We start from the raw sequence: 25,060 nt of genomic DNA, 5'->3' as shown, positions 1-25,060 counted from the left end.
TTGCTGCTTTGCCTGGGGTGCCTCGTATAAGCTGCGACGTTCATGTCGCAGTTTTTCGAGCCACCAAGGAACAGGCAATGCTACGTCTCGCTTCTCTCTATCGTTTCCCCCTCAAATCCTGCAAAGCCGAAGTGCTGCAGCGCGCAGCGTTCGATGAGTTGGGGCTGGCAGGTGATCGACGCTGGATGCTGGTGGACGCAAACAGCGGGCGTTTCTTCACTCAGCGTGCCTTGCCGCACATGTCGCAACTGTCCGTTCTGTGGAATGCGGCAGGTGGCGTGACCCTTTCTGCTCCCGGTTTCCAGCCTCTGGATGTGGCTCTGCCTCTCGATGTAGAGACGACTCTGCGCGGTGTGACGGTCTGGCGCGATACCTTGCAGGTGCCGGATGCGGGAGAGGAGGCGGCCGCCTGGGTCAGCGAATTCATCGGCAAGCCGACCCGCATGGTGTATGTGCCGGTGGACCGCGCACGTTCGCTGCCCAGTGGCTACGGCACAGGCGCTGACAAGGTTTCGTTTGCCGATGGTTTCCCCTTGCTGCTGATCGGCCAGGGTTCGCTCGAAGATCTGTCTGCCAGAATCGGGCGTCCTCAGGAGATGCTGCGCTTCAGGCCCAATCTGGTTATCGAAGGTGCCGAGGCCTTTGCCGAGGACAACTGGAAGCGCATCCGCATCGGCGAGATGGAGTTTCGCATCCTCAAGCCGTGCGCGCGCTGCATCCTGACCACTATCGATCCGGCGACCGGCCAGCGCAGCGAAGACCGTGAGCCTCTGACGACGCTCAAGACCTATCGTGAAATCGAGGGGGATGTGATGTTTGGCCAGAACATGGTCAATGACGGGCCGGGTGTACTGGAAGTGGGGATGCCGGTGGAGATTCTGGAGTAACTGGCTGTGTCGAGGAGGGCAAGGCAGCGCGGCTGACTTGCCCTCCATCAGTGTTTACAGATCGTCGAAGAACCGCTCATGCCAATCCACCAGCGGCTGCGGTGAATTGAGCTTCTGCCCGTAGATCACGGAATAAGACAGCACGTTTTGCACGTACTGGCGGGTTTCGTCGAAGGGAATGCTTTCTACCCAGACATCGAATGCCAGATGGTTAGCGCCCTTGAGCCATTGGCGAACGCGGCCCGGGCCGGCGTTATAGGCGGCGGAGGCGAGCACCCGGTTGCCATTGAACTGGCCGTGAACCTGACTCAGGTAGGCAGCACCCAACTGAATGTTTTTGTCAGGATCGAACACCTGCTGAGGCGAGGCCAGCGGAATGCTGAACTTGCGGGCGGTTTCCTTGGCGGTGGCCGGCATCAACTGCATCAGGCCGCTGGCGCCCACGCCTGAGCGGGCGTCATCCATGAATGCGCTTTCCTGGCGGGTAATGGCGAATACCCAGCTCGAATGAAGGCCGCGTACCTGAGCTTCACGGACCAGTGTGTCGCGGTGGGCCATGGGGAAGCGGATATCCAGATCGTCCCAGTACTGCGCCTGACTGATGGTGCGAATCGCCGGGAAGTACCACTTCATGTCATAGGCCAGCTTGGCCTGGGCAACCATTTCGTCGCGGCTGAACAAGCGGCTGACGTGATACCACTCGCGACGGCCGTCTACGATTTCGCCACGATCATGAAACTCCAGGGCGCGGCGTATGCCCGGCGTGTTGCGAACCTTGTTGATCAGAGCAGGGCTGAGCACCAGAGGCTTGTTGTTGAGCTGGTAGGGGCTCTGTGTCCGGTCGGCCGCCAGGAAGCCATAGAAATCGCGCTCCTTGGCCACGTCCTTGTACAGGCTCGGGATCAGCGGGTTGTTCGGCTGGGCAAGCTCGAGTGCGCGCGCTTCCCAATAGCGCCAGCGGTTGGTGCTGGCCAGATCCTGAGGCAGGCGACGTGCCAGTTCGTAGGCATCCTCCCAGCGTCCCAGGCGCAACAGCAGGCGCAGGCGCCATTCGGTCACCGTGTTGTCCTGCAGCTCGGGATCGTATTTGGTCATGACCTCCAGAGCGCGGTCGTCATAGCGACGAGCCAGGGTCAGGCCGATTTCCTTGGCGATCTCCACCTGCTCTTCACGGGAGAAGTGCATGGTCGCGGCATAACCGTCGAGCATGGCCATGGCTTTTTGCGGGTCCTGTCTGGCGAGGCGACGCAAGCCCAGACCCACCACATCGGACATGGCTTCATCCACGGGAGCGAACTGCGCCGGGTTATTGAGCATTTCCGGCTTCTGGGCAACAGCCAGCAGCAACTTGCCCTGAGGGGCCAGTGAGTTGAGGCTGTTGACCAGGGTGTTCGCCAGACTGTAGTTGCGAGCCTGGGCTGCCAGCTTGGCACGCTGCCAGCGTTTCTGTTCGGTCAACTGGCCGGCGGCGGCCCACTGGCTGAAGAATGCATCGCAGGCGGCCGGCTGGGTCTTGCCGGTCATCCACAGCTTTTCGGCGTTGGCATAGCCTTCGGCGCGCAGGTTGTTGTTCAACTGGTACTGGCCGTACAGGCAGTCCAGTTCGACAAAATTCATCTTGGGGCTGTAGTACTTGACGAAGGGCTGCCAGTCGCCGCGCTCGGCCAGCCAGCGCAACCAGCGCAGTTTCATCCAGTTGGCCTGGGGCAGGTCGCCGTGTTCGGCCAGGAATCGTTCTATTTCCTGATTGCTGGCCGTCTTGAGGCGCGCCGTCAGTTCGTCGTATTCGAGGTAGGGCTCCAGCGGGTAGGTGGCCAGTGCCGATTTGTACATTTGATAAGGGCCCGAATCACCCTTGGCCAGTGCCCGTTTTGCTTCGTCGTAATATTGGCGTTGTTGGCTGAGGTCTGCCGCGTGAGCGTTCTGGGCCGCGGTGGCAGAGAGCAGCAGGCAGGATAAAAAGCTGAACAAGCGACTGCGCATGAGACTTCCGAGCAGATGATTCGTGAAAAGTGTCGCTAGCTTAGCCTTTTGCCAGCCTCGGGTGAAAGCATTGCCGCAGGCTGTAACGCCCTTGAATGAAACCGGATGTTATAAGGCCTTCACACTCTGTCGCTGCCCGGTGGCATGAATGCCGACATCCACGGGTGATCTCAGGTAGAATGCGCGCCCGGTTTTTGGAGAAGATCATGACCCTGCTCAAATTCAGCGATGTGTCCCTTGCTTTCGGCGCCATGCCGTTGTTGGACAAGGTGTCCTGGCAGATCGCCCGTGGTGAGCGGGTGTGCATCATCGGCCGTAACGGTACAGGCAAATCCAGCATGTTGAAGCTGGTCAAGGGCGTGCAGAAGCCCGATGACGGTGCTGTCTGGCGTGCGCCTGGCCTCAAGATCGGCGAGTTGCCCCAGGAATTGCCTGTGGCCGACGAGCGGACCGTCTTCGACGTGGTCGCCGAAGGTCTCGATGGCGTGGGCTCCTTGCTCGCTCAGTATCATCATCTGGCCCAGAACTGCGTGACCGAGGAAGACCTCAACAAGCTCATGCATGTCCAGCAGGAGCTCGAAGCCCGTGACGGCTGGCGCCTGCAGCAATTGGTCGACAGCACCCTGAGCCGCCTGCAACTGCCGGCTGACAAGACCCTGGCCGAGTTGTCCGGTGGCTGGCGTCGCCGCGTGCTGCTGGCTCAGGCGCTGGTTTCCGAGCCGGATCTGCTGCTGCTCGACGAACCGACCAACCACCTGGACATCGGCGCAATCGCCTGGCTTGAGGAAGCCCTCAAGGATTTCCAGGGCGCGGTGTTGTTCATCACCCACGACCGGGCATTCCTGCAAAACCTGGCGACCCGTATTCTGGAACTCGACCGTGGCGGCCTGATCGACTGGAACGGCGACTACGCCAGCTTCCTGGTCCACAAGGAAGCGGCACTGGCCGCGGAAGAAACCGCCAATGCCCTGTTCGACAAGCGTCTGGCTCAGGAAGAAGTGTGGATTCGTCAGGGCATCAAGGCCCGCCGTACCCGTAACGAAGGTCGCGTGCGCGCCCTCAAGGCCCTGCGCGTCGAGCGCAGCGAACGTCGCGAGCGTACCGGCAAGGCGAATATCCAGCTCGATACGGCCGAGAAGTCCGGCAAGCAGGTGATGACGCTGGAAAACGTCAGCTTCGCCCATCCGGGCGGTCCGACGCTGATCAAGGATTTCTCCATGGTCTTGCAGCGCGAAGACCGTATCGGTCTGCTGGGGGCCAACGGTACTGGCAAGACGACGCTGCTCAAGCTGATGCTGGACAACCTGCAGCCTACCCAGGGCAAGGTCGAGGTCGGCACTCGTCTGGAGGTCGCTTACTTCGACCAGTTGCGTCACCAGCTCGATCTGGAAAAGACCGTGATCGACAACGTGGCCGAAGGTCGTGACTTCATCGATATCGATGGTCAGAGCCGCCACGTTCTGAGCTACCTGGGCGATTTCCTGTTCAGTCCGCAACGTGCGCGTACGCCGGTCAAGGCGTTGTCCGGTGGCGAGCGTGCCCGTCTGTTGCTGGCCAAGCTGTTCAGCAAGCCGGCCAACCTGCTGGTCCTCGACGAACCCACCAACGACCTGGACGTGGAAACCCTGGAGCTGCTTGAAGAAGTGCTGCTGACCTTCAAGGGCACCGTACTGATGGTGAGCCACGACCGGGCATTCCTGGACAACGTGGTGACCAGCACGCTGGTGTTCGAGGGCGAAGGCAAGGTTCGCGAATACGTCGGTGGTTATCAGGACTGGCTGCGTCAGGGCGGTTCACCGCGCCTGCTGGGCGTGACCGATACCAAGTCGGGCAAGGCCGAGCTGAACAGCGCTGTGGTACAGGCTGCACCGGTCGCCGCTCAGGAAATGCCGGTTGCGAAAAAGAAGCTCAGCTACAAGCAGCAGCGCGAACTGGAAGCCTTGCCGGCGCAGATTGATGAGGTGGAAGGGCTGATGGCTGCCCTGACTGCCGAAATGGCCGAGCCTGGCTTCTATCAGCGCTCTTCCGAGCAGACCACGGCCGTGCTGGCTCAGGTGGAAAGCCTGCAAGCGCAACTCGATGCCTTGCTGGAGCGTTGGGCCGAACTGGACGAGTGATATTGAAGCCGATACATCTCTTAGGATGTACCGGCCTCTCGCGAATGAATTCGCTCCCACCGGGTGTGTGGGGGGAATGCAAAAAAGCCCGGGAGCGATGCCCGGGCTTTTCGCTTTACTCAGGCTTGTTAAGGCGTACAGCGAGCACGTCGCAAGGTGCGCCATGCAGGACGTCATTGGCGGTGGAGCCCAGCAGCAGGGCAAGGCCGTGGCGACCATGGCTGCCGACAACGATCAGGTCGCACTTCTGGTTCTTGGCCAACTGGTGGATTTCCTGGCGTGGCTGACCATAGACCAGATGGCTTTCGCCTGCCTTGATCTCCGGGTATTTTTCCTTCAGTTTTTCCAGCTTTTCCTTGGCCTGATCGAATTGCTGCTGTTGCAGCTGAGACAGGTCCATTGGGACGTCGCCCCCGAAGGCCATGGCCATGGGTTCGACAATGTGCACCATCGACAGGGTGGCATCGCTGGCCTGGGCCAATACGCGAGCACGACGGATGACTGGGTCGCACTCGTCGGTGAGGTCAATGGCAACCAGAATGTGTTGATACGACATAAGGAGGTCCTCCGAGAGGATTGCGATAAGGGTGAGTATGGCTTCTTCGCACGCTTGTGGGCAGGCCCTTTTGCAAGCCATTGTTTATTTTGATTTTTTTAGTGCTGCGAAAGCTGGCGAGCAAGGGTGCTGTCTGCTCTGCGACTCTTTCGGTGATCTCCTTTTATCGGCGCGCATTTGCATCCATTTCGATGCCGGATATTTCCAGTTGCGGCCACTTTTCGTACAGAGCCTGATCGGGCGGGGACAAGAAATATGACGACCTTGGTGGTTCTGTCAATCATTTGTGTGATGTTGAGTCCGCTGGTATGGCTGCGCCCCTCGCGTCAGCAGAGCGGCAGGATGGCTTTGCGCCTTGAGGCGCGGCGTCTTGGAATGGCCATGCAACTTGCGCCCCAGGAGTGGCCTCACTGGCTCTCCAAAGAGCCCCCAAGCCCTTGCGCCCAATATCATCGGCCTCGTTCGGGCTCGCAGAGTGCGTGCTGGGCTTATTGGCAGAGTGAGCCGGGTGTCTGGCTTAACCGCTGGCGTGAGCCTTGTGAGGATGCGGGGCTGATAAATCATTTCAATACGTTGCCGGCGGACGTGTTCAAGGTCGAGGCCGATACGCAGATGATTGCCTTGTTCTGGGGCGAGAAGGGGGAGCCGCAGGTCTTGCCGAAAATCGATGCGGTGCTCAAGGCGCTGGCCTGAAGCCGTCTGATTTGCAGGCAATAAAAAGCCCGACAACAACATCGGGCTGGGGGTTGGCCAGGCAGGCCGATAATTCGTGGCGCTACGGTGCAATGCCGTAGATCGCCGAATCCTGCGCGCCGATGAGCGGCTTTGCAGGCACTGGCCAGACTTTAGACCTTACGCTCCGTTTTGTCGCGTTTTTCCCGAGTATTTTTCATCTGCGAGCCTCAACGGTGCAAAAAAGCCCGTCCGGGGTTTCCTCCGAGCTTTGCATTATCACTTTTTTGAATGGGCCCAAATCAAACTTGGGGGCTTGAATCAGGGCAAGGCTGCAATCTGGCCAATACGCCGTTTTTATTGATGTTTCGTCGAATTGACAATTTTCGGGTTTTGCCTGATGGTGTGCATACCCAAATCAAACGGGCGTATGAATTGATCGTTTGGTCGTCAGACGGCTCTGACAGAACTCTGACTACCACGTCGGCGGGTGTGCTTGATTTGGCGTGTTCATCGACGGCGACGTCGTAGTCTCGTCGAGCCTCAAGGTTCGGCGAGTATTGTTCAGCTTCCCTATTGTGGAGATCAGTTGATGATTTACGAAGGTAAAGCCATCACGGTTAAGGCTCTTGAAAGTGGCATCGTCGAATTGAATTTCGACCTCAAGGGTGAGTCCGTCAACAAGTTCAATCGCCTGACCCTGAGCGAGCTGCGCCAGGTGGTTGATACCCTCAAGGCCGACGCTTCTGTCAAAGGCGTGATTGTCACCAGTGGCAAGGACGTATTCATTGTAGGCGCCGACATCACCGAGTTTGTCGATAACTTCAAGTTGCCGGAAAGCGAACTGATTGCCGGTAACCTCGAGGCCAACAGGATCTTCAGCGACTTCGAAGACCTGGGTGTGCCCACGGTCGTCGCCATCAATGGCATCGCACTGGGCGGTGGCCTGGAGATGTGTCTGGCGGCTGATTATCGCGTCATTGCCAGCACGGCGAAGATCGGTCTTCCTGAGGTCAAGCTGGGCATTTATCCCGGTTTCGGCGGTACTGTCCGCCTGCCACGCATCATTGGTGCCGACAACGCCATCGAGTGGATCGCTTCCGGCAAGGAAAACGCTGCCGAAGACGCCCTCAAGGTCGGTGCTGTCGATGCAGTGGTCGTCCCTGAAAAACTTCAGGCTGCTGCCCTGGATCTGGTCAAGCGCGCCATCAGCGGCGAGTTCGATTTCAAGGCCAAGCGTCAGCCCAAGCTGGACAAGCTCAAGCTCAATCCCATTGAGCAGATGATGGCATTTGAAACCGCCAAGGGTTTTGTCGCAGGTCAAGCCGGCCCGAATTACCCGGCACCTGTCGAAGCCATCAAGACCATCCAGAAAGCCGCGAACTTCGGTCGTGACAAGGCGCTGGAAGTCGAAGCTGCCGGTTTCGTGAAAATGGCCAAGACGTCTGCGGCGCAGAGTCTGATCGGCCTGTTCCTGAACGATCAGGAGCTTAAAAAGAAAGCCAAGGCATACGATGCTCTGGCCAAGGACGTGAAACAGGCTGCCGTACTGGGCGCCGGGATCATGGGCGGCGGTATCGCTTATCAATCGGCTGTGAAAGGCACGCCGATCCTGATGAAGGATATCCGCGAAGAGGCCATTCAACTGGGTCTCAATGAAGCCTCCAAGCTGCTGGGTGGCCGTGTCGACAAAGGTCGTCTGACACCTGCCAAGATGGCTGAGGCACTCAATGCTATTCGTCCTACCTTGTCTTATGGCGATTTCGGCAACGTCGATCTGGTGGTCGAAGCAGTAGTCGAAAACCCCAAGGTCAAGCAGGCAGTACTGGCCGAAGTCGAAGCCAATGTGGCTGAAAACACTATCCTGGCCTCCAATACCTCGACCATTTCCATTACCTTGCTGGCTCAGGCCCTCAAGCGTCCGGAAAACTTCGTCGGCATGCACTTCTTCAACCCGGTGCACATGATGCCGCTGGTGGAAGTCATCCGTGGCGAGAAGTCCAGCGAAGAAGCCGTGGCGACCACCGTTGCCTACGCCAAGAAAATGGGCAAGAACCCGATTGTGGTCAACGACTGCCCGGGCTTCCTGGTCAACCGTGTCCTGTTCCCGTACTTCGGCGGTTTCGCCAAGCTTGTCAGCGCCGGTGTGGATTTCGTGCGCATCGACAAGGTCATGGAGAAGTTCGGCTGGCCCATGGGGCCTGCGTACCTGATGGACGTGGTCGGCATCGACACCGGTCACCATGGTCGTGACGTCATGGCCGAAGGCTTTCCGGACCGCATGAAGGACGATACCCGTTCTGCCGTGGACGTTCTGTACGAGGCCAAGCGCCTTGGCCAGAAGAACGGCAAGGGCTTCTATGCCTACGAGACGGACAAGAAGGGTAAGCCCAAGAAGGTCAGCGATCCGAGCGTGCTGGATGTGCTCAAGCCGATTGTCTACGAGCAGCGTGAAGTGACTGATGAAGACATCATCAACTGGATGATGATCCCGCTGTGTATGGAAACCGTGCGTTGCCTGGAAGACGGCATCGTCGAAACCGCTGCCGAAGCCGACATGGGCCTGATCTACGGCATCGGTTTCCCTCCGTTCCGTGGTGGTGCGCTGCGTTACATCGACTCCATCGGCGTCGCCCAATTCGTTGCCCTCGCTGACCAATATGCCGAGCTGGGTGCCTTGTATCAACCGACCGCGAAGCTGCGCGAAATGGCCAGTAAAGGCCAGAGCTTCTTCGGTTAAGCGCCTTCTGAGGAATGAACGTATGAGCTTGAATCCAAGAGACGTCGTGATTGTCGACTTCGGTCGCACCCCGATGGGCCGCTCCAAGGGCGGCATGCACCGCAACACCCGCGCCGAAGACATGTCGGCGCACCTGATCAGCAAGTTGCTGGAGCGCAATGCGAAGATCGACCCGGCCGAGGTGGAAGATGTCATCTGGGGCTGCGTCAACCAGACCCTGGAACAGGGCTGGAACATCGCGCGCATGGCGTCGTTGCTGACCCAGATCCCGCACACCTCCGCAGCCCAGACCGTGAGCCGCCTGTGCGGTTCGTCCATGAGCGCGCTGCACACGGCGGCCCAGGCGATCATGACCGGCAACGGTGATGTGTTCGTGATCGGTGGCGTCGAGCACATGGGCCATGTCGGCATGATGCATGGCGTCGATCCGAACCCGCACATGTCCCTGCATGCCGCCAAGGCTTCGGGCATGATGGGCCTGACGGCCGAAATGCTCGGCAAGATGCACGGCATTACCCGTGAGCAACAGGACGCTTTCGGCCTGCGCTCCCACCAGCTCGCCCACAAGGCGACCCTGGAGGGCAAGTTCAAGGACGAGATCATCCCGATGCAGGGTTATGACGAAGACGGTTTCCTCAAGGTTTTCGACTACGACGAAACCATCCGTCCGGATACCACTCTGGAAAGTCTCGCGGCCCTCAAGCCAGCATTCAATCCCAAGGGCGGTACTGTAACGGCGGGTACGTCATCGCAGATTACCGACGGTGCGTCCTGCATGATCGTCATGTCTGCCCAGCGTGCCAAGGACCTGGGTATCGAGCCGATGGCGGTTATCCGTTCCATGGCCGTGGCGGGTGTCGACCCGGCAATCATGGGTTACGGCCCGGTTCCTGCGACTCAGAAAGCCCTCAAGCGTGCCGGTCTTGGGATTGCCGATATCGACTTCTTCGAGCTCAACGAAGCCTTCGCCGCACAGGCCCTGCCAGTGCTCAAGGATCTGAAAGTGCTCGACAAGATGAACGAGAAGGTTAATCTGAACGGCGGCGCTATTGCCCTGGGCCATCCATTTGGATGCTCCGGTGCGCGTATTTCGGGTACTTTGCTCAATGTAATGAAGCAGAATGGCGGCAAGCTGGGCGTCTCGACCATGTGTATCGGTCTGGGCCAGGGTATTGCCACTGTTTTTGAACGCATCTGAGATTGAAAGGGGCCGTTGTCGTCAACGGACCCTGAATTGATGCGAGCCGGGGCCTGGTCCCCGGCTTTTGTATTTTGGAAAAAGCAATTTTTTTACCCGTTGTTTCAGCCATGTTTCAAGAGGGCAACAGCATGCAATTAGAGCCAGGGCTCTATCGCCATTACAAAGGCCCGGAGTACCGGGTATTCAGCGTTGCGCGACATTCCGAAACCGAGGAAGAAGTGGTGTTCTATCAGGCTCTTTACGGTGATTTCGGGATGTGGGTACGTCCTTTGAGCATGTTCCTCGAGTCCGTCGAGGTTGACGGCGAGCAAGTGCCGCGCTTTGCTTTGGTTCAGGTCGAGCCGAGTCTTTTTACCCGTCCGTGAGTCGGGGCCGCACAACAGCCTGTGCTTGACCTCACCTTGTAGCCACTATATATAGCGTGGCCTTTATAAGCTCCACTCTGTCTTTCATCTAGTTTTCAGGAATTTTCTGATCCATGGGCAAATCGCTGGTCATCGTGGAATCCCCGGCTAAGGCCAAGACCATCAACAAGTATTTGGGCAACCAGTACGTGGTGAAGTCGAGTATCGGCCATATCCGAGACCTGCCCACCAGCGGTTCGGCTAGTGCTGCCAAGGAACCTGCCGCCAAGCGTGGCAAGGCAACTGCGAGCGAAGCGCCCGCACTGAGCCCCAAGGAAAAGGCCCGGCGCCAGTTGGTGTCGCGTATGGGCGTCGACCCCGAACACGGCTGGAAGGCCAAATACGAAATCCTTCCCGGCAAGGAAAAGGTGATCGAAGAGCTGCGCAAGCTGGCCAAGGATGCCGACACCATCTATCTCGCAACGGACTTGGACCGCGAAGGGGAAGCCATTGCCTGGCACCTGCGCGAAGCCATCGGTGGGGATGACAGCCGCTTCAAGCGCGTGGTGTTCAACGAAATCACCAAGAAGGCCATTCAGGAAGCCTTTTCAAAGCCCGGCGAGCTGGATATCGCCCGTGTAAACGCCCAGCAGGCCCGTCGCTTCCTCGACCGCGTCGTGGGCTACATGGTGTCGCCGCTGCTCTGGCAAAAGGTCGCTCGTGGCCTGTCAGCCGGTCGTGTGCAATCGGTTGCCGTGAAGCTGGTGGTAGAGCGTGAGCGCGAAATCCGTGCCTTCATTCCTGAAGAGTACTGGGAAATCCACGCCGACCTGGGCACTGCCAAGGGCGCCAATGTGCGCTTTGAAGTCGCCAGGGAAAATGGCGAGGCCTTCAAGCCGCTCAACGAAGCACAGGCCATGGCGGCGCTGGAGAAGCTCAAGGCCTCCAGCTACAGCATCGTCAAGCGCGAAGACAAGCCGACCAGCAGCAAGCCGTCGGCGCCATTCATCACGTCCACCTTGCAGCAGGCCGCCAGTAACCGCCTGGGCTTTGGTGTGAAGAAAACCATGATGATGGCCCAGCGCTTGTATGAAGCGGGCTACATCACTTACATGCGTACCGACTCCACCAACCTGTCGGCCGATGCCGTCAGCATGGCGCGTGATTACATTGAGACAGAGTTCGGCAAGAAGTACCTGCCGGAATCCCCTAATGTCTACAGCAGCAAGGAAGGCGCACAAGAGGCTCACGAAGCGATTCGTCCGTCCGACGTGAATACCCATCCAAGCAAGCTGTCGGGCATGGAGCGTGATGCCGAGCGCCTTTACGAGTTGATCTGGCGCCAGTTCGTGGCTTGCCAGATGCCGCCGGCCCAGTACCTGTCGACCACGGTCAGCGTTGCTGCCGGTGACTTCGAACTGCGCGCCAAGGGCCGCATCCTGAAGTTCGACGGTTACACTCGCGTACTGCCGCAGATGTCCAAGCCTGGCGATGACGGTGTGCTGCCGGACATGGCGCAGGGCGAAACCCTGAAACTGGTGACGCTGGACCCGAGCCAGCACTTCACCAAGCCGCCGGCTCGCTACTCCGAAGCCAGCCTGGTCAAGGAAATGGAAAAGCGCGGCATCGGTCGTCCTTCGACCTATGCGGCGATCATTTCGACCATCCAGGATCGTGGCTACGTTGCATTGCACAATCGCCGTTTCTATTCGGAAAAAATGGGCGATATCGTTACCGGTCGTCTGTCCGAGAGCTTTTCCAACCTGATGGACTACGGCTTTACGGCCGGCATGGAAGAGAACCTCGACGATGTGGCCCAGGGCGAGCGCGACTGGAAAAACGTGCTGGATGAGTTCTACGGCGACTTCCGCAAGAAACTCGAAGTGGCCGAAGCCCCTGACAGCGGCATGCGTGCCAACCAGCCGGTCATGACCGACATTCCGTGCAAGGTGTGCGGCCGTCCGATGCAGATCCGCACTGCGTCGACCGGTGTCTTCCTCGGCTGCTCGGGCTACAGCCTGCCACCCAAGGAGCGTTGCAAGGCAACGGTCAACCTGACTCCCGGTGACGAGATCGCCGAGGATGACGAGGGTGAATCCGAATCCCGCGTATTGCGCGGCAAGCACCGTTGTCCGGTCTGCAGCACGGCCATGGATGCCTATCTGCTGGACGAGAAGCACAAGCTGCATATCTGCGGCAACAATCCGGATTGCTCGGGTTACGAGATCGAAGAGGGCACCTATCGCATCAAGGGCTATGAAGGTCCGAGCCTGGAGTGCGACAAGTGTGGCAGCGAAATGCAGCTCAAGACCGGCCGTTTCGGCAAGTTCTTCGGCTGTACCAATGCCGAATGCAAGAACACCCGCAAGCTGCTCAAGAGCGGTGAGGCTGCGCCACCGAAGATGGACCCGGTGAAGATGCCTGAGCTCAAGTGCGACAAGGTCGATGACACCTACATCCTGCGCGACGGTGCTTCCGGTCTGTTCCTGGCTGCAAGCCAGTTCCCGAAGAACCGTGAAACCCGTGCGCCGCTGGTCATTGAGATCGTGCCGCACAAGGATGAAATCGATCCCAAGTATCACTTCCTCTGCGAAGCGCCGAAGAAAGACCCCGATGGCCGTCCGGCGGTAATTCGTTACAGCCGCAAGACCAAAGAGCAATATGTTCAGACCGAAGTGGAGGGCAAGCCGACCGGCTGGCGTGCCTTCTATGATGGCGGTGTCTGGAAGGTCGAAGACAAGCGCTGATCAAGTGTGTCCGGCGCAAGTCGGGCACAGTTTGCCCAGGAGGCTCCAGGCGGGTTTGACCCTGTCGGGAGCTTTGGCGCTTGTGGCCATGCTCTTTTTATCTGACCGTTATGGAGAATGCCGCCATGGCCCATGAGCTCTATACCCGCACCAATCAGAAGATCTACTTTGCCGGGCTCGCGCTTGAAGCGCTGGGCAAGGCCGAGAAAGGTCAGGCCATCAATGCCCAGGCGTTGTTGCAGGCCGAGCGTGAATCCGTCCTGTTTCATTTGTATGGCGCGCTGCTGGGGTTGTGTCATGAAATTGCCGGTTTCTACCGGTTGCCTCAGGCCGGTGCGCCCCGAGCCGAGCTGTTGCTGACCCAGGAAGTGCTGGACGCCGTAGCAATCCCGGAAATGGCCGAACTGGTCGAGTTGGCGCGCAGCAGGGAAACCTGGCTGGCGCAGCTTCTGTCGGCCTATAACGCCTTGTTCGAGCCGCCTCGGGCCCCTAAAGCTCCCAAGGGAGATGTCACCCAGGCCATGATTGTGGCGGTAAATCTGGACGACGAACCTGCGATTGAGCTGACTCGTGAGGAACTGGAAGGCTGGCGGCAACAACTAAAGGGTCTGGCCATTCGTTTTCGTGAAGGCTTGAGCGAGTGCTAAAACCAATGATCTACAGGCTGGCAGACTGTTACAATGCTGGCCTTTCGCGGAGTATTTGTACTGATGCCTACCTCTTTTCTTGAAATTGTCGAACTACCTGACGGCCGCATAGAGCTGCGTCGTGCTGATGATGAAGGGGCGCTGGTCACCCTCGATTTCTCGGCGGATGCCAAGTCTTTCATGCAGGGTCAGCATGTCGAGATTGCCAAGGCGATGCTGAGCGTAGGTGTGCAGATGGCCGGACGGCTGGCCGAGGGTGAACTCGAAAAGGACACCGGCCCGAAAGTTCTTCATTAACGACCGGGCAATCAGCCCAGCCGAATATTCAGGCTTTGTGCATTACCGACCCTTGCTGCATTGACCAGTTGCTGGCGAGCTGCAGCGCTCAGCGGGTTGAGCCAACTGACCACCGTATGACTTCTTCCCAGCCGAAGCGCCTCACGAGTCAACTCCAGTGCGCTTTGGGTCCCGCGAGGTTGCAATAGCAGGATTCGCTCTCTGTTGAGTCCTGCATCCCTCAGCCATGTTTGAGTCAGGCTCGACGGTGGTGCAATCAGGGTCAGCCAGCGGTCGCTGGTATCCTGGCTCAGCTCTCGAAGAATGGGCGCCATGAGACTCAGGCAGTTCCCTGCAGCGCCGCGCAATGTCAGTTCACTGAAAGCTTCCGGCTCGTTTCTCCAGGCTTTTTCGGGTTCTTCGGCAATCATCGGGACCATGGGCTGGGCCAGGAACGCCTCGAACAGTGGTAATTGCGTGTACTGTGCTTGATGGAACTGCATAGCGTCTCCTTAGCGGCGAATCACGCCGACACTCAGGCCTTCGATAACCAGCTCCTGATCCTTGAGATCGACCTCGATGGGGGCGAACTCCGGGTTTTCAGCAATGAGCCAGACCTTGCTGCCTTCACGTTTGAAGCGTTTTACCGTGACCTCGTCGCCGATCCGTGCAACCACGATCTGGCCGTTGCGGGCCTCACGGGTGGTATGTACGGCCAGCAGGTCGCCATCGAGGATGCCGATATCCTTCATGCTCATGCCGTGGACCCGAAGCAGGTAATCGGCACTTGGATGGAAGAAGGTCGGGTTGATGTTGCAGGACTCTTCGATATGCTGCTGGGCCAGGATCGGCGCACCCGCGGCAACGCGGCCAATGATCGGCAGGCTGTTCTCGTCAGGCTTGGCCTCGAAACCGGGAATGCGGATGCCGCGTGACGCACCCGGAGTCATTTCGATGGCGCCCTTGCGGGCCAGTGCCTTGAGGTGTTCTTCCGCCGCGTTGGGGGATTTGAAGCCCAGTTCCTGAGCGATTTCCGCACGGGTAGGCGGGTAGCCATTGTCTTCGAGGCAGCGTTTGATGAAGCCCAGAATCTCGGCTTGGCGTGGCGTCAGTTTGATCATGGCAGGCGCTCTGTCTTTTTATACAGTGACTGGGATTATATACAGTGAAGGCGTGTTGGCAATCGTCCTTTTCATTTTCGTCGCCCGACGGTCGGGTTGCGGTCTGTCTGCAAGAGGTCGGATAAGTGACTGTTCGGCCACTCTATGAACAGCCCGCTTGACAAGAGGCCCGGCTGATACGTATGTTTCAAACGTTCGTTTGTTAGGCAGAGAGCCATGGCCCAGTCGGAAACCGTTGAACGCATTCTTGATGCTGCCGAGCAATTGTTCGCAGAAAAGGGCTTTGCCGAAACCTCCTTGCGTCTGATAACCAGCAAGGCGTCGGTCAATCTGGCTGCGGTGAACTATCACTTCGGTTCCAAGAAGGCTTTGATCCAGGCGGTTTTCTCGCGTTTTCTGGGGCCTTTCTGCATCAGTCTCGAGCGTGAGCTGGAGCGTCGTCAGGCCAGGCCCGAGCAAAAGCCAACCCTTGAAGAGTTGCTGGAGATGCTCGTCGAACAGGCGCTGGTGGTTCAGCCACGCAGCGGCAATGACCTGTCGATCTTCATGCGTCTGCTGGGGCTTGCGTTCAGCCAGAGTCAGGGTCACTTGCGTCGCTATCTGGAAGACATGTACGGCAAGGTGTTCCGCCGCTACATGACTCTGGTCAATGAAGCCGCGCCGCGCATTCCGCCTATCGAGCTGTTCTGGCGTGTGCACTTCATGCTGGGTGCCGCAGCTTTCAGCATGTCCGGTATCAAGGCCTTGCGCGCCATTGCCGAGACCGATTTCGGCGTCAACACTTCCATCGAGCAGGTCATGCGTCTGATGGTGCCATTCCTGGCAGCCGGCATGCGTGCCGAAACCGGTGTGACAGACGCCGCTATGATCGCAGCACAGCTCAAACCACGCACCAAAAGCTCCTCGAGCGCCCCCGTCGCCGCCAAGGCCTGACGATTCCTGGATGCGCTCGCATTGCGCGAGGCTCCAGGATCAAGCACCATGCCCGGATTGATTGGTAATGGTGTGTTAAGGGTTTTTCTATGAGTTCAGGCCTGCAAGGCTCCCTGATGGTCGATGTCGCCGGTACCTGGTTGACCGCCGAAGACCGTCAGTTTCTGCGTCAGCCCGAAGTGGGCGGTTTGATTATCTTTGCCCGTAACATCGAGCATCCGCGGCAAGTGCGCGAGTTGAGCGCGGCCATTCGTGCCGTTCGCCCTGACTTGCTGCTGGCCGTGGATCAGGAAGGCGGCAGGGTTCAGCGTCTGCGACAGGGTTTCGTGCGTTTGCCTGCGATGCGTGCCATTGCCGAGAAGCCCGATGCCGAATCATTGGCCGAACATTGCGGCTGGCTGATGGCGACCGAAGTACTGGCCGTGGGCCTGGACCTGAGTTTCGCGCCGGTACTGGACCTCGATTTCCAGCGCAGCGCTGTAGTGGGAACCCGTTCCTTCGAGGGCGATCCCGAGCGTGCCGCCGTGCTGGCTGGCGCCTTTATCCGTGGCATGCAGGCTGCCGGCATGGCTGCTACCGGCAAGCACTTTCCGGGGCATGGCTGGGCGGAAGCCGATTCCCATGTGGCAATTCCCAATGACGAGCGCAGCCTGGACGAAATTCGCAGCAAGGACCTCGTGCCTTTTGCGCGTCTGAGCAAGCAGCTGGCGGCGGTGATGCCTGCCCATGTCATCTATCCGCAGGTCGACTCGCAGCCTGCCGGATTCTCCCGTCGCTGGTTGCAGGACATCCTGCGCGGCGAACTGCAATTCGACGGTGTCATCTTCAGTGATGACCTGTCCATGGCAGGCGCTCATGTGGTGGGTGATGCGGCCAGTCGCATCGAGGCTGCGCTGACCGCCGGTTGTGACATGGGTCTGGTCTGCAATGACCGTGCTGCCGCCGAGCTGGCCCTGAGCGCTGCGCAACGCCTGAAGGTCAAGCCTTCGGCGCGTATCGCCCGCATGCGTGGTCAGGCTCATGCTTCGACGGATTATCGCCAGCATCCGCGCTGGCTGACGGCGCTTCAGGCGCTGCGCAATGCCCAATTGATCGATTAAGGATTTGCAATGACGGTTTACGCGATTATCGGCGGAACAGGCCTGACCCAGCTTGAAGGTCTGAACATTCGCCAGTCCCTGCCCATGAACACGCCTTATGGCGCGCCGTCGGGCGAAATCCAGATCGGTGACTATGCCGGTCGCGAAGTGATGTTTCTGGCCCGTCACGGCCATCCTCATCGCCTGCCGCCGCATCAGGTCAACTATCGCGCCAACATCTGGGCCTTGAAGCAGGCCGGTGCGCAAGCGATTCTGGCTGTGAATGCCGTGGGCGGTATTCATCCTGCCATGGGAACCGGCCATTTCTGCGTGCCCCATGATCTGGTGGATTACACCAGCGGTCGCCAGCACACGTTCTTTGCCGACGACCTGGAGCAGGTCACTCATATCGATTTCAGCTACCCCTACAGCGAGGCGTTGCGCGCTCGTCTGATTGCGGCGCTGGCGGCTGAAGGTTGCGAGTTCAGTGATCGTGGCGTCTATGCTTGCACCCAGGGGCCGCGTCTGGAGACAGTGGCCGAGATCGTTCGTCTTGAGCGTGACGGCTGCGACATCGTCGGCATGACTGGCATGCCTGAGGCTGCACTGGCCCGTGAGCTGGAGCTGGATTACGCCTGTCTGGCACTGGTGGTGAACCCGGCGGCGGGCAAGTCGAAAGCTGTCATCACCATGGCCGAGATCGAGCAGGCGCTGCGTGATGGCATGGGTAAAGTGAAAGCGACCCTGGCACGGGTGCTTTCGGCGGAATAAACCCCACGGGGCAATGCTGATCAGTCAAGGCTCAAATAACACTTGTGGGAGGCAGCTTGCTGGCGAAAAAGGCCTGAAACTGGCTGATATTCTGCGTTGTACGCTGAAGTCGCCAGCAAGCTGCCTCCCACAAAGTGATTCATTGGCCTTAACTTATTTCCTGCCTTTCTTCGGCGCAGCCGGCAATGGCGCAAACAGCGCCTGCAGGTCTTCGTCCCGTAGCTTCCAGTCTCCGGCCGAGCGGCCATCCAGAACGCCTGCTGCCAGGGCTGATTTTTCCTGCTGCAAGCGCTGGATTTTCTCTTCCACGGTGCCGCGGGCAATCATCTTGTAGACGAATACCGGCTTGTCCTGACCGATGCGGTAGGCGCGGTCGGTGGCCTGGTTTTCTGCGGCCGGGTTCCACCAGGGGTCATAGTGGATCACGGTGTCGGCAGCGGTCAGGTTCAGGCCGGTGCCACCGGCTTTCAGGCTGATCAGGAACACCGGCAGCTTGCCGTTCTGGAACTCATGAATCGGTGTGCGGCGATCACGGGTCGAGCCGGTGAGCAGGGCGTAGGGAATGCCGCGCTGTTCCAGCTCCTGCTCGATCAGGGTCAGCATCGAGGTGAATTGCGAGAACAGCAGGATCTTGCGACCTTCGGCCAGCAGTTCCTCGAACATCTCCATCAGGCTTTGCAGTTTGGCCGAGCTGCCCTGTTTGCCGGGAACCGGCATGTCGTCGTTGACCAGGCGCAGATCGCAGCAGACCTGACGCAACTTGAGCAGGGCTTCAAGAATGATGATCTGGCTGCGGGCCACGCCCTTGCGGGTAATCTCGTCGCGAACCTTCTTGTCCATGGCCAGGCGTACGGTTTCGTAGACGTCGCGTTGCGCGTCATTGAGCTCGACCCAGTGAATGATCTCGGTCTTGGGCGGCAACTCGGTCGCCACCTGTTCCTTGGTGCGGCGCAGCAGGAACGGTTTGATACGGGCATTGAGGTGGTGCAGGCGATCCATGTTGCCGTGCTTTTCAATGGCCGTCCGGTAGTTGCTGTTGAATTCCTTGCTGCTGCCCAGCCAGCCGGGCATCAGGAAGTGGAACAGTGACCACAGCTCGCCCAGGTGGTTTTCCAGAGGTGTACCGCTCAGGCACAGGCGCTGGCGGGCGTTGAGGTTGCGCGCAGCCTGGGCCGCCTTGCTGTTGGGGTTCTTGATGTACTGTGCTTCGTCGAGAATCAGCACGTGCAGCGGCAGCTTCTCCAGCAGTTCAAGATCCCGTGGCAGCAGGGCGTAAGTGGTCAGGATCAGGTCGTAGTCCTGAAGGTTGCTGGCTTCCTGATGGCGGTTGGCGCCATACAGGGCCAGGACCTTGAGCTGGGGCGTGAAGTTTTCGGCTTCGTCCAGCCAGTTGGGGATCAGGCTGGTGGGCATGACCGCAAGGGCAGGGCGGTCGAGGCGTCCGGCCTGTTTCTCCATGAGAAGATGGGTCAGGGTCTGCAGGGTCTTGCCCAGGCCCATGTCGTCTGCCAGCACGCCGCCCACTTCCAGCTCGCGCAGGGACTGCATCCAGCTCAGGCCTTCCAGCTGATACGTACGCAGTGTGGCATTCAGGCCTTCGGGCAGGCTGACCGGCGCATCCTTGATGTTCACCAGCCGTTCGGCAAACTGGCGCAGCCGGTCGCCGCCCTGCCAGACCAGCGGCAGGTCATCGAGTTCGGTGAGGCGCGCCGCATCGGCCCGACTCATGCGCAGGGTATTGCTGTCTTCCTCGCGCCAGTAGAAATCGCCCAGGGTCGCAAGTACCGGCTTGAGCCGCCCGTAAGGCAGCGCGACCTGTACCGGGCCGCCGCCACTCTGTGTGAAGTGGTTGAGCTGGACCAGCAACTGTTCTTCATCGCCGCGCTTGGCAACGGCCGAAGGGCTCATCAGTTCCGGGTGGCTGCGCAGCAGGTTGATCAGGATCGGCAGCAGGCTCAGGCGTTCGCCGTTGACGATGATGCCCAGTTCCAGGTCGAACCAGTCGCGTTCGGTTTCCTCGTCGATGACGGCATACCAGTCATCCACGGGCGTGACATCGAAGCCGAAGTCATCGCGTATTTCGATTTCCCAGCCTTCCTCGCGCAATCTTGGCAGGTCGTCCAGGACGAAATGCAGCCATGCCTTGTCGGTGGGCAGCTCATACATGTCACCGGCGCTGTCGGGCAGAGCCTTGCTTTGACGGGTGGCGACCTTGAAACCGATGTCGCTCAGTTGCTGGCGATACTGCCGCTCCTGTTCGCCCTGGCGACGGATGCGCAGGGTTTCGGTTTCGGTGTGCTCGATGATGTCGCTCTTCTGGTTGACCAGGTCGCTGCCCAGTGAGCTGACCAGAATGCTGACGTTGGTCGTGCCGACGGCGTAATGCTTGCCGTAGGCAAAGGCCAGGGCCGCACGGTGCTGGATATGACGCTGCATGCGACCGTTGCGAGGCTCGTAGGCGCTGAACTCGATACTGGCCAGTATCAGGCGCGGTACGGGTTTCATATCGTCGATCAGGCGCTCGGGCAGGGTGGCCTGATGTTCGACGACCTCGGGGGCATGGGAAGCCATGGCTGCCGCCAGGGCCTGCCTGTTTGCCGGGTCCTGCAGGAAATACAGGGCCGCTACGCAATGCTTGCAGTCATTGTGTACCGGGCAGGTGCATTTGCAGACCAGAAAGTTCTTGTAGCGATCCGGATCCTTGAACAGCAGGGTCTGGGTGTAGAGTTCGTACCCCGAACCCCGGCAGGTGGTGCGAATGATCTGCGGGCTGGACTCTTCGAGTGCGATGCGTTTTTGCAGGGCATAGCTGTACCCCCGCTCAAGAGTCTGGGGTTTGAATAGCTGTGTCCATGCCGAAGCAAGGACTTTTTCGAGAATGGACGACACAGTTTTAAAAAGCCCTACGCCGTAGCGATGCTCAAAAGAAAGGGAGCGCAGCCGCGCTCCTGAATGCTCAAAGGGGAGAAACTTTTATCAGCACAGCCAGATTGCTGTTATCCAGATAGATCAGCTCGCCGTTCTTGACCCTGGCGGTCTGTTTCATGTGTTCACTGCTGATCAATATGCCATGGGGGTCGAGCTGGTTGATCCAGAAGTCTGCGGATACATCGGTAAAACGCGCGATTGCCAGGCTGATAGTGCCTTCTACCGGGAAGTGGCCGAGTTGTTCCTGGCCGCTGGTCACGGCCATTTTGCTGTTTTCGGTGCCGATGTTTTGTTGCCAGGCCTTTTGCAGCAGCACTTGATATTTGCCGCTGTCCTGAAGCTTTTTGGCCATGTCGTTCAAGGCCGGGCTTCGCTCGTTGCCGGAGTCGATGCGTCTGGCGCCGGCACTCCAGTCTTCGGGGGCGAACTGCAGTGTAGCGGCAGGTTCGCCGAGCTGGCGAAACAGGATCATTTCCACCTGATACAGGCTGTCGGCAAAAGCTGTCGGAGCGACAAGCGTCAGCAGCAGGATCAATGAACGAAACAGACGCATGGATGAATCCTTCAAGCAGTTTTCGGGGTCAGGCGCTCAAGCAGCGCTTCGATCGTATTGAAGCGCTCGTCAGGGCGCTCCATGGGGACCATGAATTTGAAGAGTGTGGCACCTTCGAACTTGTAGCGGTTGGGTTGGCTCTGGATCAGTTTGATCAGCGTCAGCGGGTCAACCGGAGTATCGGCTGCAAATTCCAGACGCCCACCCTGGGGCCCTGCATCGATCTTGCGGATGCCCAGTTGGTCGGCATGCAGCTTGAGCTGTGTGATGCGTATCAGGCTCTTGGTGGGTTCTGGCAGCAGGCCGAAGCGGTCGATCATCTCCACTTGCAGGTCCTTGAGGCCATCCTCGTCGGCGGCATTGGCAATGCGCTTGTAGAGAATCAGCCGGGTATGCACATCCGGCAGATACGACTCGGGAATCAGTGCCGGAACCCGCAGGTTGATTTCCGGACCACCGCCCAGTGGCTGGTCGAGGTTGGGCTGTTCGCCCTTGCGGATCGACTTGACGGCGCGTTCGAGCATTTCCATGTACAGCGTGAAGCCGACGGCCTGGATCTGACCGCTCTGGCCGTCGCCCAGCAGTTCGCCGGCGCCACGGATTTCCAGGTCGTTGGTGGCCAGTACAAAGCCCGCTCCCAGGTCTTGGGTGTTGGCGATGGCCTCCAGACGCTTTTCCGCATCCGGGGTGATCTGCTTGCGTGGCGGTGTCAGCAGGTAGGCGTAAGCCTGGTGGTGACTGCGTCCGACCCGGCCGCGCAACTGGTGCAACTGCGCCAGACCGAACTTGTCGGCACGTTCGATGATGATGGTATTGGCGCTTGGCACGTCGATGCCGGTCTCGATGATGGTCGAGGCGATCAGCACGTTGAAGCGCTTATGGTAGAAGTCGCTCATCACCTGTTCGAGTTCGCGTTCGCGCATCTGGCCGTGGCCGATGCCGATGCGTGCCTCGGGCACCAGTTCGGCCAGGTCGGCGGCGCATTTTTCGATGGTCTTGACGTCGTTGTGCAGGTAATAGACCTGACCGCCGCGCAGCAGCTCGCGCAACAGCGCTTCCTTGATGGTCGGCTTGTTCTGCTCCATGACGAAGGTGCGGACCGAAAGCCTGCGGGCTGGCGGTGTGGCGATGATCGACAGATCGCGCATGCCAGACACCGCCATGTTCAAGGTGCGCGGGATCGGTGTGGCGGTGAGGGTCAGGATATCGACTTCACTGCGCAGGGCCTTGAGCTGTTCCTTCTGACGCACCCCGAAGCGGTGTTCTTCGTCGATGATCACCAGCCCCAGGTTCTTGATTTTTACATCGTCCTGCAGCAGCTTGTGGGTGCCGATGACGATATCGATCTTGCCTTCGGCCAGATCGGCCACGGCAGCGTTCACTTCCTTGGCGGACTTGAAGCGGCTCATGACCTCGACCCGCACAGGCCAGTCGGCAAAGCGGTCGCGGAAACTGTTGTAGTGCTGCTGGGCGAGCAGGGTGGTGGGCACCAGAATCGCCACCTGACGTCCGCCGTGTACGGCAATGAACGCGGCGCGCATCGCCACTTCGGTCTTGCCGAAACCCACGTCGCCGCAGACCAGCCGGTCCATGGGCTTGGGTGCCAGCATGTCGGCGCGTACCGCTTCGATGGTGGTCTGCTGGTCCGGGGTTTCCTCGAACGGGAACCCGGCGCTGAAGGTTGCGTAATCGGCTTTCGGGTCCTCGAAAGCGTAGCCTTCGCGGGCGGCCCGGCGGGCATAGATATCCAGCAACTCCGCCGCCACGTCGCGTACCTGCTCGGCGGCCTTGCGCTTGGCTTTCTGCCAGGTTTCCGAGCCCAGGCGGTGCAGCGGCGCGGTTTCGTCGTCGCTGCCGGTGTAGCGGGCGATCAGGTGCAGGTTGGCGACCGGCACATACAGTTTGGCGTCTTCGGCGTAGGCCAGCATCAGGAATTCGGCGACCTGATTTTCGACTTCCAGTGTCGCCAGCCCCAGGTAGCGGCCAACGCCATGATCGATATGCACCACCGGCGCGCCCTCACGCAGCTCGGTGAGGTTCTTGATCACGGCATCGTTATTGCCGCCGTCGTTGCGTTTTTCACGACGTCGACGCTGCATGACCCGCTGACCGAACAACGGACTCTCGGCCACCAGCGCCAGCGCCGGTTGCTCCAGCACCAGACCTTCGTCCAGCGGTGCGATGGTGATTGCCAGCCGGTCCTTGCCGTTGACGAAGTCCAGCCAGCTGTCGACGGTTTTGGGGCGCAGCTTCAGGCGATCCAGCAGTTCCAGCAGCACCTCGCGGCGACCTGCGGATTCGGCGGTGAACAGCACGCGACCGGGAAAGTCGTCGAGAAAGTTCGACAGCGCGGCAAGCGGCTGGTTGGCCTTGGCTTCGATGGCCAGATCCGGCAGCACCTGGGTCGGGAAGCGTTCGCGGCCGACGCCGGGCTCGACATCCTGCTGGCTGGCAACCACACGCGGCCAGCTTTTCAGGCGTGAAAAGCAGTCTTCTACCGGAAGGAACAGCTCGGCAGGCGGCAACAGCGGGCGATCGGGATCAATGCGGCGCTCTTCGTAGCGGTTGCGCACATCGTTCCAGAAGTTTTCGGCGGCCTGTTCGATACCCGGCAGCGAGAACACCTGAGTGTCCTGGGGCAGGTAATCGAACAGGGTCGAGGTTTCTTCGAAGAACAACGGAATGTAGTACTCGATACCGGCTGGCGTGATACCGCTGCTCAGGTCCTGAAAGATCGTGCTGCGCCGGAAGTCCACGTCGAAGCGCTCGCGAAAGCGGGCCTTGAAGCGCGTGACTTCTTCTTTCTGCAGCGGGAACTCCCGGGCCGGCAGCAAACGGACCGACTCGACCTTATCGATAGAGCGCTGGGTGTCGGGGTCGAAGGTGCGCAGGGTTTCGATTTCGTCGTCGAACAGGTCGATCCGGTAAGGCACCTTGCTGCCCATCGGGAACAGATCGATGAGCGCGCCGCGCACCGTGAACTCGCCATGCTCATAAACCGTATCGACGTAGCGATAGCCGCTGGCTTCCAGGCGCGTACGCATGGCTTCGACATCGAGCTTCTGGCCGACATCCAGCACCAGACTGCTGCCCAGCAGGAACCGGGTCGGTGCCAGCCGATGTAGGGCCGTGGTGATGGGGACTACCAATACGCCATGATCCAGTTCCGGCAGGCTGTAGAGGCTGGCGATCCGCTGGGAAATGATGTCCTGGTGCGGCGAGAACAGGTCGTAGGGCAGGGTTTCCCAGTCTGGGAAATGCAGGACCGGCAGCGTCGGCGCGAAGAACTTCAGCTCCTGTTCAAGCCGCTCGGCGCTCTGGCTGTCGGCGGTCAAAAGCAGGGTGAAGCGCTTGGCGGCGCTTGCGGCCTCGGCAATCGCCAGGCTCAGTGCGGCACCGGGAAGGTTGCCCCAGTGTTGTTTGCCTGCAGCGGCAGGAAGAAGCGGTAGACGCAGAACGGGCACGGAAGGTCAGGCTCCAGGCGTTGCGACAGGGGCGGCGATTG

General features: G+C 59.5%; 19 protein-coding genes. 12 read left to right on the top strand and 7 right to left on the bottom strand.

Annotated elements, in window-relative coordinates:
* Nucleotides 1-77: 77 nt before the first annotated feature.
* Nucleotides 78-887: an MOSC domain-containing protein gene (locus tag KQP88_RS15165; RefSeq protein ID WP_216703498.1), complete on the top strand. Its 810-nt coding sequence runs from the start codon at nucleotides 78-80 to the stop codon at nucleotides 885-887.
* A gap of 54 nt (nucleotides 888-941) precedes the next feature.
* Here the strand turns inward: KQP88_RS15165 and KQP88_RS15160 are convergent, their stop codons facing one another.
* Nucleotides 942-2,870 (bottom strand): transglycosylase SLT domain-containing protein, encoded by a 1,929-nt coding sequence (locus KQP88_RS15160; RefSeq protein ID WP_216703497.1) that lies wholly within the window; start codon nucleotides 2,868-2,870, stop codon nucleotides 942-944.
* Nucleotides 2,871-3,076: 206 nt separating this feature from the next.
* Between KQP88_RS15160 and KQP88_RS15155 the strand changes: the two genes are divergently transcribed.
* On the top strand, nucleotides 3,077-4,987 hold the full coding sequence (locus KQP88_RS15155; protein ID WP_216703496.1) for an ATP-binding cassette domain-containing protein: 1,911 nt from the start codon (nucleotides 3,077-3,079) through the stop codon (nucleotides 4,985-4,987).
* Nucleotides 4,988-5,102: 115 nt separating this feature from the next.
* Here the strand turns inward: KQP88_RS15155 and KQP88_RS15150 are convergent, their stop codons facing one another.
* Nucleotides 5,103-5,543, bottom strand: a complete 441-nt coding sequence (locus KQP88_RS15150; protein ID WP_025260745.1) for a universal stress protein — start codon at nucleotides 5,541-5,543, stop codon at nucleotides 5,103-5,105.
* Between the two features lie 255 nt (nucleotides 5,544-5,798).
* Here KQP88_RS15150 and KQP88_RS15145 point away from each other — a divergent pair, with 255 nt between their 5' ends.
* The 7 genes from KQP88_RS15145 to KQP88_RS15115 all read left to right on the top strand — a co-directional run bounded on the left by KQP88_RS15145 (nucleotide 5,799) and on the right by KQP88_RS15115 (nucleotide 14,191).
* Nucleotides 5,799-6,236, top strand: coding sequence for a hypothetical protein (locus KQP88_RS15145; protein ID WP_216703495.1), 438 nt, complete (start codon nucleotides 5,799-5,801; stop codon nucleotides 6,234-6,236).
* 571 nt (nucleotides 6,237-6,807) lie between these two features.
* Complete coding sequence (gene fadB / locus KQP88_RS15140; RefSeq protein WP_216703494.1) at nucleotides 6,808-8,955, top strand: fatty acid oxidation complex subunit alpha FadB; 2,148 nt, start codon at nucleotides 6,808-6,810, stop codon at nucleotides 8,953-8,955.
* A gap of 22 nt (nucleotides 8,956-8,977) precedes the next feature.
* A complete protein-coding gene (gene fadA / locus KQP88_RS15135) occupies nucleotides 8,978-10,153 on the top strand; it encodes an acetyl-CoA C-acyltransferase FadA (RefSeq protein WP_025260742.1) in 1,176 nt (391 codons plus the stop codon).
* Between the two features lie 131 nt (nucleotides 10,154-10,284).
* The gene (locus KQP88_RS15130) at nucleotides 10,285-10,521 is read left to right on the top strand and encodes a DUF1653 domain-containing protein (RefSeq protein ID WP_025260741.1); all 237 of its coding nucleotides are present in this window, start codon (nucleotides 10,285-10,287) and stop codon (nucleotides 10,519-10,521) included.
* A 113-nt stretch (nucleotides 10,522-10,634) separates the two neighbouring features.
* Nucleotides 10,635-13,247 carry a type I DNA topoisomerase gene (gene topA / locus KQP88_RS15125; protein ID WP_216703493.1) on the top strand — a complete coding sequence of 871 codons (2,613 nt, stop codon included), beginning with the start codon at nucleotides 10,635-10,637 and terminating at the stop codon, nucleotides 13,245-13,247.
* A gap of 125 nt (nucleotides 13,248-13,372) precedes the next feature.
* Nucleotides 13,373-13,894 carry a DUF6586 family protein gene (locus tag KQP88_RS15120; protein WP_216703492.1) on the top strand — a complete coding sequence of 174 codons (522 nt, stop codon included), beginning with the start codon at nucleotides 13,373-13,375 and terminating at the stop codon, nucleotides 13,892-13,894.
* A 63-nt stretch (nucleotides 13,895-13,957) separates the two neighbouring features.
* Complete coding sequence (locus KQP88_RS15115; RefSeq protein ID WP_198725689.1) at nucleotides 13,958-14,191, top strand: hypothetical protein; 234 nt, start codon at nucleotides 13,958-13,960, stop codon at nucleotides 14,189-14,191.
* Nucleotides 14,192-14,202: 11 nt separating this feature from the next.
* Here KQP88_RS15115 and sulA read toward each other — a convergent pair whose 3' ends face one another.
* Together sulA and lexA are read right to left on the bottom strand one after the other, a co-directional pair.
* Nucleotides 14,203-14,673 (bottom strand): SOS-induced cell division inhibitor SulA, encoded by a 471-nt coding sequence (gene sulA, locus KQP88_RS15110; protein ID WP_216703491.1) that lies wholly within the window; start codon nucleotides 14,671-14,673, stop codon nucleotides 14,203-14,205.
* A 9-nt stretch (nucleotides 14,674-14,682) separates the two neighbouring features.
* Nucleotides 14,683-15,291, bottom strand: a complete 609-nt coding sequence (lexA, locus tag KQP88_RS15105) for a transcriptional repressor LexA (protein ID WP_025260736.1) — start codon at nucleotides 15,289-15,291, stop codon at nucleotides 14,683-14,685.
* Nucleotides 15,292-15,507: 216 nt separating this feature from the next.
* Between lexA and psrA the strand changes: the two genes are divergently transcribed.
* From psrA to KQP88_RS15090, 3 genes are all read left to right on the top strand, one after another.
* Nucleotides 15,508-16,224, top strand: coding sequence for a transcriptional regulator PsrA (gene psrA / locus KQP88_RS15100; protein ID WP_025260735.1), 717 nt, complete (start codon nucleotides 15,508-15,510; stop codon nucleotides 16,222-16,224).
* Nucleotides 16,225-16,325: 101 nt separating this feature from the next.
* Nucleotides 16,326-17,324 (top strand): beta-N-acetylhexosaminidase, encoded by a 999-nt coding sequence (nagZ, locus tag KQP88_RS15095; RefSeq protein WP_216705972.1) that lies wholly within the window; start codon nucleotides 16,326-16,328, stop codon nucleotides 17,322-17,324.
* Nucleotides 17,325-17,333: 9 nt separating this feature from the next.
* On the top strand, nucleotides 17,334-18,074 hold the full coding sequence (locus KQP88_RS15090; protein ID WP_200993228.1) for an S-methyl-5'-thioinosine phosphorylase: 741 nt from the start codon (nucleotides 17,334-17,336) through the stop codon (nucleotides 18,072-18,074).
* A 153-nt stretch (nucleotides 18,075-18,227) separates the two neighbouring features.
* Here the strand turns inward: KQP88_RS15090 and KQP88_RS15085 are convergent, their stop codons facing one another.
* The 3 genes from KQP88_RS15085 to mfd form a co-directional block, all read right to left on the bottom strand.
* Complete coding sequence (locus tag KQP88_RS15085; protein WP_216703490.1) at nucleotides 18,228-20,963, bottom strand: DEAD/DEAH box helicase; 2,736 nt, start codon at nucleotides 20,961-20,963, stop codon at nucleotides 18,228-18,230.
* A gap of 67 nt (nucleotides 20,964-21,030) precedes the next feature.
* Nucleotides 21,031-21,555 (bottom strand): CsiV family protein, encoded by a 525-nt coding sequence (locus KQP88_RS15080; protein ID WP_216703489.1) that lies wholly within the window; start codon nucleotides 21,553-21,555, stop codon nucleotides 21,031-21,033.
* A gap of 11 nt (nucleotides 21,556-21,566) precedes the next feature.
* Nucleotides 21,567-25,019 carry a transcription-repair coupling factor gene (gene mfd, locus KQP88_RS15075; RefSeq protein ID WP_216703488.1) on the bottom strand — a complete coding sequence of 1,151 codons (3,453 nt, stop codon included), beginning with the start codon at nucleotides 25,017-25,019 and terminating at the stop codon, nucleotides 21,567-21,569.
* Between the last annotated feature and the right edge of the window lie 41 nt (nucleotides 25,020-25,060).

Source organism: Pseudomonas lijiangensis, from assembly GCF_018968705.1.
Lineage (GTDB): Bacteria > Pseudomonadota > Gammaproteobacteria > Pseudomonadales > Pseudomonadaceae > Aquipseudomonas > Aquipseudomonas lijiangensis.
Note: the sequence above shows the minus strand (reverse complement) of the source record. Positions and strands in the feature narration are given on the sequence as shown.

Bases quoted from the DNA above. Each gene is read 5' to 3' on its own strand.
- KQP88_RS15165 (WP_216703498.1), top strand. From the start codon at position 78: ATGCTACGTCTCGCTTCTCTCTATCGTTTCCCCCTCAAATCCTGCAAA.
- KQP88_RS15160 (WP_216703497.1), bottom strand. From the start codon at position 2,870: ATGCGCAGTCGCTTGTTCAGCTTTTTATCCTGCCTGCTGCTCTCTGCC.
- KQP88_RS15155 (WP_216703496.1), top strand. From the start codon at position 3,077: ATGACCCTGCTCAAATTCAGCGATGTGTCCCTTGCTTTCGGCGCCATG.
- KQP88_RS15150 (WP_025260745.1), bottom strand. From the start codon at position 5,543: ATGTCGTATCAACACATTCTGGTTGCCATTGACCTCACCGACGAGTGC.
- KQP88_RS15145 (WP_216703495.1), top strand. From the start codon at position 5,799: ATGACGACCTTGGTGGTTCTGTCAATCATTTGTGTGATGTTGAGTCCG.
- fadB (WP_216703494.1), top strand. From the start codon at position 6,808: ATGATTTACGAAGGTAAAGCCATCACGGTTAAGGCTCTTGAAAGTGGC.
- fadA (WP_025260742.1), top strand. From the start codon at position 8,978: ATGAGCTTGAATCCAAGAGACGTCGTGATTGTCGACTTCGGTCGCACC.
- KQP88_RS15130 (WP_025260741.1), top strand. From the start codon at position 10,285: ATGCAATTAGAGCCAGGGCTCTATCGCCATTACAAAGGCCCGGAGTAC.
- topA (WP_216703493.1), top strand. From the start codon at position 10,635: ATGGGCAAATCGCTGGTCATCGTGGAATCCCCGGCTAAGGCCAAGACC.
- KQP88_RS15120 (WP_216703492.1), top strand. From the start codon at position 13,373: ATGGCCCATGAGCTCTATACCCGCACCAATCAGAAGATCTACTTTGCC.
- KQP88_RS15115 (WP_198725689.1), top strand. From the start codon at position 13,958: ATGCCTACCTCTTTTCTTGAAATTGTCGAACTACCTGACGGCCGCATA.
- sulA (WP_216703491.1), bottom strand. From the start codon at position 14,673: ATGCAGTTCCATCAAGCACAGTACACGCAATTACCACTGTTCGAGGCG.
- lexA (WP_025260736.1), bottom strand. From the start codon at position 15,291: ATGATCAAACTGACGCCACGCCAAGCCGAGATTCTGGGCTTCATCAAA.
- psrA (WP_025260735.1), top strand. From the start codon at position 15,508: ATGGCCCAGTCGGAAACCGTTGAACGCATTCTTGATGCTGCCGAGCAA.
- KQP88_RS15090 (WP_200993228.1), top strand. From the start codon at position 17,334: ATGACGGTTTACGCGATTATCGGCGGAACAGGCCTGACCCAGCTTGAA.
- KQP88_RS15080 (WP_216703489.1), bottom strand. From the start codon at position 21,555: ATGCGTCTGTTTCGTTCATTGATCCTGCTGCTGACGCTTGTCGCTCCG.